The sequence below is a fragment of the Streptomyces sp. NPDC126497 genome (assembly GCF_040302425.1).
GTDB lineage: Bacteria > Actinomycetota > Actinomycetes > Streptomycetales > Streptomycetaceae > Streptomyces.
Genome location: NZ_JBEORT010000156.1, coordinates 1 through 9,479, shown reverse-complemented (window position 1 = coordinate 9,479; position 9,479 = coordinate 1). Strand labels below are relative to the sequence as shown.

Annotated in this window: 6 protein-coding genes and 3 pseudogenes; 6 read left to right on the top strand and 3 right to left on the bottom strand. The window is 75.5% G+C overall.

Annotation, left to right across the window (positions count from 1 at the left end; all coding sequences use genetic code 11):
- Positions 1 to 245 (top strand): annotated as a pseudogene (locus ABTY20_RS33940) (hypothetical protein); the annotation flags it as partial.
- 115 nt (positions 246 to 360) lie between these two features.
- Positions 361 to 2,001, top strand: coding sequence for a phosphoglucomutase (alpha-D-glucose-1,6-bisphosphate-dependent) (gene pgm, locus ABTY20_RS33935; protein ID WP_352000992.1), 1,641 nt, complete (start codon positions 361 to 363; stop codon positions 1,999 to 2,001).
- A gap of 53 nt (positions 2,002 to 2,054) precedes the next feature.
- Here pgm and ABTY20_RS33930 read toward each other — a convergent pair whose 3' ends face one another.
- Positions 2,055 to 2,552 carry a hypothetical protein gene (locus ABTY20_RS33930; protein WP_352000991.1) on the bottom strand — a complete coding sequence of 166 codons (498 nt, stop codon included), beginning with the start codon at positions 2,550 to 2,552 and terminating at the stop codon, positions 2,055 to 2,057.
- Positions 2,553 to 2,855: 303 nt separating this feature from the next.
- Here ABTY20_RS33930 and ABTY20_RS33925 point away from each other — a divergent pair, with 303 nt between their 5' ends.
- Positions 2,856 to 3,260 carry a hypothetical protein gene (locus ABTY20_RS33925; RefSeq protein ID WP_352000990.1) on the top strand — a complete coding sequence of 135 codons (405 nt, stop codon included), beginning with the start codon at positions 2,856 to 2,858 and terminating at the stop codon, positions 3,258 to 3,260.
- 7 nt (positions 3,261 to 3,267) lie between these two features.
- On the opposite strand, the gene ABTY20_RS33920 is transcribed toward ABTY20_RS33925, so the two are convergent.
- On the bottom strand, positions 3,268 to 6,090 hold the full coding sequence (locus ABTY20_RS33920) for an AfsR/SARP family transcriptional regulator (protein ID WP_352000989.1): 2,823 nt from the start codon (positions 6,088 to 6,090) through the stop codon (positions 3,268 to 3,270).
- Between the two features lie 316 nt (positions 6,091 to 6,406).
- Between ABTY20_RS33920 and ABTY20_RS33915 the strand changes: the two genes are divergently transcribed.
- From ABTY20_RS33915 to ABTY20_RS33905, 3 genes and pseudogenes are all read left to right on the top strand, one after another.
- On the top strand, positions 6,407 to 7,669 hold the full coding sequence (locus tag ABTY20_RS33915) for a glycosyltransferase family 4 protein (RefSeq protein WP_352000988.1): 1,263 nt from the start codon (positions 6,407 to 6,409) through the stop codon (positions 7,667 to 7,669).
- Positions 7,666 to 8,463: a transferase gene (locus tag ABTY20_RS33910; protein ID WP_352000987.1), complete on the top strand. Its 798-nt coding sequence runs from the start codon at positions 7,666 to 7,668 to the stop codon at positions 8,461 to 8,463. The genes ABTY20_RS33915 and ABTY20_RS33910 overlap by 4 nt, the downstream gene beginning before the upstream one ends.
- A gap of 16 nt (positions 8,464 to 8,479) precedes the next feature.
- Positions 8,480 to 8,884, top strand: a pseudogene (locus ABTY20_RS33905) (ABC transporter permease family protein); the annotation flags it as partial.
- A gap of 149 nt (positions 8,885 to 9,033) precedes the next feature.
- Here the strand turns inward: ABTY20_RS33905 and ABTY20_RS33900 are convergent.
- Positions 9,034 to 9,479: pseudogene (locus tag ABTY20_RS33900) on the bottom strand (hypothetical protein); the annotation flags it as partial.

The following is a 9,479-nucleotide window of genomic DNA, read 5'->3' as shown; positions in this document are numbered from 1 at the left end:
CGAGCGGCGCCGGGCGGACCGCGGCCAAGGGGGTCGAGGCGGGCCGCCGCGCGGTCGTCGCCACCACGGGCCAGGTCGCCGCCGGCGCCAAGACGGCCTGGACGGTCATCGCCAACCGCAGGCTCGTCGCCGCCGGCGCCGCGGCCGGTCTGACCGCGCTGACCGCCGCCTCCTACGCGGTGGGCAGGCGTGCCGAACGCCACACCCACGGCCCCCTCACCCGGATGACCGGCGGCCGGATCTGACGACGGGGAGCCGGGGCGGGACGGTGCGGAGCCGGGCCCCACTCGCGCGGCGCGGCCCCGAAGAGGAAAGATGTCTCCGCAAGCGAGGAACCAACCCATGCGGAGGAGTGGGCACATGCAGCACGAGCGAGCGGGCGGCCCGGCCGGCCCCGAGGACCTCGTCGACGTCGCTCGGCTGGTCACGGCGTACTACGCACTGCGTCCCGACCCCGGGGAGCCGGGGCAGCGCGTCGCCTTCGGGACGTCGGGGCACCGCGGTTCGTCCCTGACGGCCTCGTTCAACGAGGACCACATCGCCGCGACCAGCCAGGCCATCTGCGAGTACCGGGCCGGCCGGGGCACCGACGGCCCGCTCTTCCTCGGCGCCGACACCCACGCGCTGTCCGAGCCCGCGCGGGTCACCGCCCTGGAGGTGTTCGCGGCCAACGGGGTCACGGTGCTCATCGACGACGCCGACGGCTACACCCCGACCCCGGCGGTCTCGCACGCGATCCTCACCCACAACCGGGGCCGCACCACGGGCCTCGCGGACGGCGTCGTCGTCACGCCCTCGCACAACCCGCCGGCCGACGGCGGGTTCAAGTACAACCCGCCCAGCGGCGGTCCCGCGGGCTCGGACGCCACCGGATGGATCCAGGACCGGGCCAACGACATCATCCGGGGCGGCCTCAAGGACGTCCGCCGCATCCCGTACGCCCGTGCCCTCACCGCCCCCGGCACCGGCCGCCACGACTTCCTCGGCGCCTACGTCGCGGACCTGCCCAACGTGCTGGACCTGGACGCGATCCGCGCGGCCGGCGTGCGGATCGGCGCCGACCCGCTGGGCGGGGCGTCCGTCGCCTACTGGGGCCGGATCGCCGAGGAGCACCGCCTCGACCTCACGGTGGTCAACCCGCTCACCGACCCCACCTGGCGCTTCATGACGCTGGACTGGGACGGGAAGATCCGGATGGACTGCTCCTCGCCGCACGCCATGGCGTCCCTCATCGGGCAGCGCGACCGCTTCGACATCGCCACCGGCAACGACGCCGACGCCGACCGGCACGGCATCGTCACCCCGGACGCCGGGCTGATGAACCCCAACCACTACCTCGCCACGGCGATCGGCTACCTCTACGCGCACCGCGAGCAGTGGCCGTCCGCGGCCGGCGTCGGCAAGACCCTGGTGTCCTCCGCGATGATCGACCGGGTCGCCGCCGACCTGAAGCGCGAACTGGTCGAGGTGCCCGTCGGGTTCAAGTGGTTCGTGGACGGACTCGTCGACGGCGGCCTCGGCTTCGGGGGCGAGGAGTCGGCCGGCGCCTCCTTCCTGCGCCGGGACGGCTCGGTGTGGACCACCGACAAGGACGGCATCGTCCTGGCCCTGCTCGCCTCCGAGATCACGGCCGTCACCGGCAGGACGCCCTCCGCGCACTACGCCGAGCTCACCTCCCGCTTCGGCGAGCCCGCCTACGAGCGGATCGACGCCCCGGCGACCCGTGAGGAGAAGGCCCGCCTCGCGAAGCTGTCCCCCGCCCAGGTCACCGCGGACACCCTGGCCGGGGAGGCGGTCACCGCGGTGCTCACCGAGGCACCGGGCAACGGCGCGCCCATCGGCGGCATCAAGGTCACCACGGACAGCGCCTGGTTCGCCGCCCGGCCCTCCGGCACCGAGGACGTCTACAAGATCTACGCCGAGTCGTTCCGGGGCGCCGACCACCTCCGCCGGGTGCAGGAGGAGGCCAAGGCCGTGGTCCTCGCGGCGCTGGGCGACTGAGCCGCGCCTTTCGGGGACGCGTCCCGGCCGCCCGTCACGGCGGCCGGGACCCGTCAGCCGGCCCGGACACCGGGGGCGGACGGGGAGGGGGAGAGGAGTTCCGGCGGCAGGGACGCCGCCGTGGGCAGCTCCGCCGGCGCCTCCTCCGACTGCTGCAGAACGGTGTCGCCGGGCCCCGCGTCCGGTGCGCCCGCACCGGTGGACACCTGCGACCACGCGCCCAGTGCCAGGGCGATCGCGACGGCCGTGCCCACCACGCGGCCGACCCGGCGCGTCCTGGCCCGTCCGTCCATCTCCCGCCAGGACGGCCCCTCCCACGGATCGTCCGGATGCCACGGCTCGCCGACGGTCCCGGCGTCGGGGTCCTTCCGCGGCGCACCTTCGCCGGCGCCCGGCCGGGCCCGCTGCAGCGCGGAGGGCTCCCGGGGGGCGGTGGCCCGGATGGCGCGCTCGTTGTCGGTGAGGAACCGCTGCCAGACGTCCTCGGGCAGCGCGGGCGCGCCGTCCCGCTCCTCCGGCGTTCCGCCGCCGTCCGGCCTCTGCGCGGTCACGTCCGTCCATTCCTCTCGGGGATCCCGCCAGGATCATTCCACAGCGGGAAAACGGAAGAACAGCGGCTCGTGGAACCGGACATACGGCTGACGCGGTGCCGCCCGCCCCCGCGCCGGCGGGCGCTCCGCCGCGTTCCACGGGGCCGGCGGCGAGCCTTCCGCCGCGGCCCGCGGCCGTGCCCGCCCGGGTGGCGACCGGCGGCCGGTGGCCCGCCGCCGACGGCCGCGTCCGCGTGTTAGGTTCGCCGGGAAAGACGACCGCGGACGGCCGGCGCGTCCACGCACCCGGGACGGTGACACCTCATGACGTCAGCAGACGGCGCCTCCGGGGAGGACGTCCCGCTCCCGCGGATCCTGTGCGACACGGCCGCGCTCACCGCCCTCGACGACGGGTCCGCCGGCGCCCTGTGGCGGCTCGCGGAGCCGGGCCGGCAGCTCGACGCCAACGTCGTGCGCATCCCGCCCGGACAGGGGGTCGGCACCCATCGCGAACCCGACCTCGACGTCCTCCTCCTCGTCCTCGCCGGCCACGGCACCCTGACCGCCCCCGACGGTCCCCGCACCCTCGCCGCGGGTGCCCTGACCTGGCTGCCGCACGGCTCCGTCCGAAGCCTCACCGCCGGCCCCGAGGGCCTGACCTACCTCACCGTCCACCGTCGCCGGCCCGGCATGGGCATCCGGCGCCGGGACCCGGCCGCCGGGGCCTGACCCGGGCTCACCGGCCGGCGGAGCCGTCCGTGCCGAGCGCGTCGAGCAGTGCGCGGGCCTGCTCCACGCGTGTCGGGTGGACCTCGATGTCCCGGTAGACGTCCAGCGCCTGTTCCAGCGCCCGTCGCGCGGCGCTCCGGTCACCCAGGGCCTCGTGCGCCCGGGCGAGGTGCACCAGGGCTTCCGCCTCGTTGAAGCGGTGCCCCAGCGCGCGGTGGAGTTCCAGGGCGCGCCGGTGGCACGAGAGGGACTGGGAGTGCTCCCCGAGCTGCTGGTAGGCGTAGCCGAGCGTGTCCAGGGTGTCGGACTGCCCGCGCAGGTCGCCCAGCTCCCCCTGGATGGCCATGGCCCGCTCGCAGTGGACCACGGCCGCCCGGTGGTCGCCCTGCTGCGCGTAGTCCCAGGCCACGGCGTTCAGGGCCCGTGCCAGCCCCGCCCGGTGTCCCAGTCCGGTGAACAGTTCCACCGCCCGCCGGTCGTGGCGCAACGCCGCCGACCGGTCGCCCGTGTGCTCGTGGAGCCAGCCGAGAGCCAGCTGGGTGTGGGCCTCGGACAGGGCCTGGCCGTCCTGGCGGGCCAGGGACAGCGCCTCGGTCAGCCTCCGGTGCGCCGTCCCGTGGTCCCCCGCCTCGGTGCGCTCCCAGGCGAGTGCGCGCAGCGACTCGGCCTGGGCGGCCGTGTCACCGAGACGGGCCGCGGCCGCCAGCGCCGCGGTGTGGACGGCCGCGACGTCGCTCCACCGCCCCTTCCGGGTCAGAAACGTCGACAGGGTCCAGGCCAGTTGCCAGACATGGGCGTCGTGACCGTGGCGCACGGCCTGGTGCACGGCGGCGACCAGCGCCGGCTGCTCCCGGGTGAACCACGCCATGGCCCGGTCGTGGGTGGTGAGTTCCTCCGGCCGCGAGCCGTCGACGGGCGGCGGCAGGCGAACGGGATCCCGGTGCGGGTGCAGGGCGCGGTCGGCCGACCAGGCGGTGTGCAGATAGTGGTCGAGGACGCGGACACGGGCCGCCCGGCCCTCCGCGGCGTCCGCGGAGCCGGCCACCTCGAGGGCGTACGTGCGCAGCAGGTCGTGCCAGGCGAAACGGCCGGGGGCGGGCTCCTGGAGGAGGTGGGCGGACCGGAGCCGGTCCAGCGCCCGGCGTGTCCCCGCCGGGTCGAGGCCGGTGAGGGCGCAGGCCGCCGGCCGCGCGACGTCGGGGCCGGGGGCCTGGGCGAGCTGGCGGAACACCCGGGCGGTGTCCGGGGCGAGGGCGCGGTAGGAGGAGGCGAGGACGGTCCGCACGTCGGTGCTGCCCCCACCGGTGCCCAGGGCGTCGAGACGGGTGCTGTGCTCGCGCAGCTCCTCGGTCAGGCCGGTGAGGGTGCACACCGGGTTGGTGGTGATCCGCGCGGCCGCGACGCTGAGCGCCAGGGGCAGGCCGGCGCACTGGTCCACCAGCGCGGCGGCGGCCTCGGGCTCCGCGGCGATCCGTTCGGCGCCGAGCCGCCCGGTCAGCAGCTCGCGTGCCGTGGTGGGGTCGAACCCGCCGACCGCCAGATGGGTGACCTGGTGCGACGCCGCCAGCCCGGTGAGCCGGTCACGGCTGCTGATCAGGACCGTGCAGGCGGGCGTGCCCGGCAGCAACGGCAGGACCTGCTCGTCGTCCCGGACGTTGTCCAGGACGACGAGCATCCGACGGTCCGCCAGGAGGCTGCGGTACAGGGCCGTCCGGGCGTCGGGGGCGGACGGTATCCGGCCGGGCGTGACGCCGAGGGCGTCCAGGAAGCCGTGGATCACGTCGAAGGGATCCGCGGGGGCCCCGGCGGGCGTGAAGCCGCGGAGGTCGGCGAAGAGCTGCCCGTCGGGGAACTGCTGCTGCCGGCTGTGCGCCCAGCGCAGCGCGAGCCAGGTCTTGCCGACCCCGCCGGGACCGCAGATCACCGACACGGGCATGGCGGCGTGCGGCCGGTCCTGGGGCGCGAACAGCTTGTCCAGGACGGAGAGTTCCGCGTCACGGCCCACGAAGTACGAGGGCGGGGCGGGTAACTGGCGGGGCACCGGGGGCGTCGCCGCGCCCGTCGCGGGACGCTGCGGGGGGACGGCGGGAGGGGCCAGCGCCGGGTCGTCGGCGAGGACCTGCCGGTGGAGGGCGCGCAGCCGGGGGCCCGGGTCGGTGCCCAGCTCGCGCGAGAGCCGCCGCCGGATGTCCTCGTAGCAGGCGAGGGCGTCGGCGGCGCGACCGGTGCGGTACAGGGCGGTCATGAGCTGTCCGGCCAGACGCTCGTCCAGCGGGTGCTCGCGGGCGCGCACGGTGAGTTCGGGCAGCAGCTCACCGTGGTGACCCAGGCGTGAGCGGACGTCGACGTGGTCCAGCTCGGCCGAGAACCGCTCGCGCTCCAGCGTCCGGCGCAGGTCGGAGAACCACGGCACGTCCACGGTGGCGAACGGCTCCCCCCGCCACAGCCCCAGCGCCCGTCCCCCCAGGGCCGCCGCCCGGACGTCGTCGGTCTCCCGGGCGCGCACCACCAGGTCCCGGAACAGATGGAGGTCCACGGACAGCGGGTCCGCCTCCAGCACATAGCCCCCGGGGCGCCGCGAGATGGTCACCCCCGGGGCCGTCCGCAGAGCCCGGCGCAGTCGGGACAGGTACCCGTACAGGGTTTCCCTGACCCGCTGCGGCGCCCGCTCGCCCCACACCCGGTCGATGAGCGCGTCCACCGGGACCGCACGGTTGACGTCCACCAGCAGAGCGGCCAGCACGCACCGCTGCCGCATGTGTCCCACGTCCACCGGGCGTCCCCCGACACGCGCCTCGATCGTGCCGAGCAGACCGAACTCCGCCACCATCCGTCCCCCTCCGTCACGTTCACGTTAGTCACCCGGCGCCCCGCCCACCAGGCGATTCAAGGTCTCCCCAAGGTTCGTCCCCGGCCAGGGGGGCAAGGTCGACCCGACGGCCGGGCAGCGGGGGCCGCCGTGTCCTGACATACCGTCACGGCACCCGCACCCGGCCGACGGGGGAACACGGGGGGCCGTTCCCGCGGTGGGCGTCCTCGACGGCCCACCGCCGGAACGGCGCGTCGTCCCGCGCCCCCGGAGCGACCGTGGCCACAAACTGATAACAGCGGACAACTCCTGAACGCATTATGCGGTCTAGACCGCCATGAAGATCTCTTTCCTGATCCACAACGCCTATGGGATCGGAGGCACGATCACCACCACGTTCAACCTGGCGGGCGCGCTGGCCGAACGGCACGACGTGGAGATCGTCTCGGTGCTGCGGCACCGGGAGCACCCGAACCTCGCTCCGCACCCCGGGGTGCGGCTGCGGGCGCTGGTGGATCTGCGGCGGGAGAAGGACCACCCCCTGTACGGCAGGCCCGCCAAGGTGTTTCCCGCCGCCGAGTACCGTCACCACCAGTACAGCGAACTGACGGACCAGCGGATCGCGGAGTGCCTGGCGGACATCGACGCCGACGTCGTCATCGGCACCCGGCCGGGGCTCAACGTGCACCTCGCCCTCCAGGCCCCCGAGCGCGTCCTGCGCGTCGGCCAGGAGCACCTCACCCTCGACAACCATCCGCCCGGGCTGCGCACCGCGCTGCGCCGCGCCTACCGACGGCTGGACGTGCTCACCACCGTCACGGAGGCGGACGCCGACTCCTACCGGCGCAAGATGCGGCTGCCCGGGGTGCGGGTGGAGGCCCTCCCGAACAGCGTCCCCGACCCCGTGCTCCCCACCGCCGACGGCACCGCCAGGGTCGTGGTGGCGGCCGGCCGGCTGGTCCCCGTCAAGCGGTTCGACCTGATCATCGAGGCGTTCGCCCGCGTGGTCGCCGAACGTCCCGACTGGCAGCTGCGCATCTACGGCAAGGGCGAGGAACAGGACCGGCTGCGCGCCCTGATCGAGACGCTCGGCCTGTGGAACAACGTCTTCCTCATGGGCGCGGTGACGCCCATGGAGGCCGAGTGGGTCAAGGGGTCGATCGGTGTGGCCGCGTCGAACTTCGAGCCGTTCGGCATGACCCTCGTCGAGGCGATGCGCTGCGGACTGCCCTTCGTGAGCACCGACTGCCCCTACGGACCCGGTGAGATCATCAAGGACGGCGAGGACGGCCGGCTGGTGCCGGTCGGGGACGGCGCCGCCCTCGCCGCGGCCCTCCTCGAGCTGGTGCGCGACGACGAGCGCCGCCGCCGCATGGGCGAGGCGGCCGTGGCCAACGCCCGCCGGTTCGCCCCCGGCCCGGTCGTGGCCCAGGCCGAACGCCTGTTCAAGGAGGCGCTCGAGGCCCGGGGCGCCCGGCGCGCCGCCCCGGAGCACGGCGGAATGCAGCACGCCCTCGTCAGCCAGGGCCACGCCGCCCGCGACCTCGCCCGCGCCGCCGCGTCGAGCGCGCTGCGCACCGTACGGAAGGGACGCCGATGAGCACGGCCCCGCGCACCCACTGTTCCCTCGACTCCGACGGCCGGATCACCTTCCGCCTGCGGCCGCCGTCGGCCGAGCGCCCCCGGCTGCTGCTGGTGCTGCGCCCGAAGAAGGGCCGGCCCGAGGAGACGACCCACACCCTCGACCTCGAACCCCACGGCGACGACGGCGCGTTCCGCGCCGTGCTGGAACCGCTGCCCCGGCTCGCGGAGGGCCGCTGGGACACGTATCTGCTGAGCGGCCCGGACGACGGCCGGGAACGGCTGCGGCCCGGCCTGCGGGACCTGCGGGCGCTCGTCGACGGAGGTCCGCCCGACCGGCCGTCACCGGTGGCCGTCCGGGTGCCGTACGCCACCAAGGACGGCTTCCTCGCGGTACGGGCCTGGCTGCGCACCGCCCACGCGGAGGCCGGCCCCGTCGACATCGCCGACGGGACGATGACGGTCCACGCCCGGCTGCACGGCGCACGCCTCGGGGAAGGGGCCGAGGCGGTGCTGCGGCTGAGAGGCGCCAAGGACACGGTCCGCGCCTTCCCGGCGCGGACCGCGCGGGACGGCGGCTTCTCCTTCACCGTCGCCTACGAGGAACTCACGTCCTCCGGCAGTCAGGTCTGGGACGTCTTCCTCCGCCCCGCCGCCGACGCGCCGCAGGCCCGGGTCGGCCGGCTCCTCGACGACGTGGCGGACCGCAAGGCGGTGTTCGTGTATCCGCGGGTCACCGTGGGCGGATCCGCGGTGCGCCCTTATTACACCGTCGACAACGACCTCGCCGTCGAGGTGACCACTCCCGGCTGAGCGGCCGCACCGGCCGTACGGCCGCTGGTACGCCGGCAGCCTGCCGTACGCGGTGCTCGGCGCCGCCCTCGCCGCGCTGGTGAGCGTCGCCCGCGGCTACGCCTTCGACAAGTACCGCTTCCGGCACGAGGAGAAGCTGCTCGGCCCGGTCCTGGCGGCCGTCATGGTGCCGCGGACGGTGCTCGCACTGCCGCTGTACCTGATGGCCTCCGGGACCGGCCTGGTCAACACCTTCCGGGTGCTGTTCGACCCGTTCGGCGTGCACCTCGGCCGTGTCTTCAGCCGGGGCCACGTGCCCGACGAGGTGCTGGAGGCGGCGCGGGTGGACGGGGCGGGCGAACCGACCGCGTACGTCCGGGTGGCGCTCGGGATGCCCGGCCCCGGCCTGGTCACCGTCTTCCTGTTCCAGCTGACCGCGATGCCGCCGCGCCCCTGCCGGAGGCCGTCGAAGAGGTCCGGGTGGACGACGGGACGGCCGAGGTCGTCCGGGCCGGCGGTACGGCCCGCACCCGGATCGCCTTCGAGCCGGTGGAGGTGGGTCACACGGAGCGGTGAGCGGCCGACGCGGGGTCAGGACATCGCGTCCTCCCCGGCCTTCGTGGCCTGCGCGGCGCCGTCGGGCGCGGTGTAGAAGACCGACGAGCCCTGCTTGGTGCGCTGGGCCTGGTTGCGGGCGACGAGGCCCTCCAAAGTGCTGCGCACCACCGTGGTCTTGACGGTGCGCCCGGGGTGGGCCCGCCCGAGCGCGTCGGCGACCTCCGCCGCCGAGCGGGGCTCGCTCTGCTCACCCAGGTGCCGGCGGACGAGCTCGACCAGCTTGGGCCCGTCCGTCCCGGGTGCCTCCGTCCTCGCGGCGGACGGCCTGCGCGCGGACCGCCCCGACGTGGCGGACTTCCCGGACGCGGTGCGCGCGGCCGGCTTCCTCGTCCGCTTCGGCTTCCGCGTCCCCGACGCGGCGGCCGTGCCGGCGCCCGCCTTCCCCCGCGGCGGCCGCCCGGGCGCCCCACCCCGCGCCG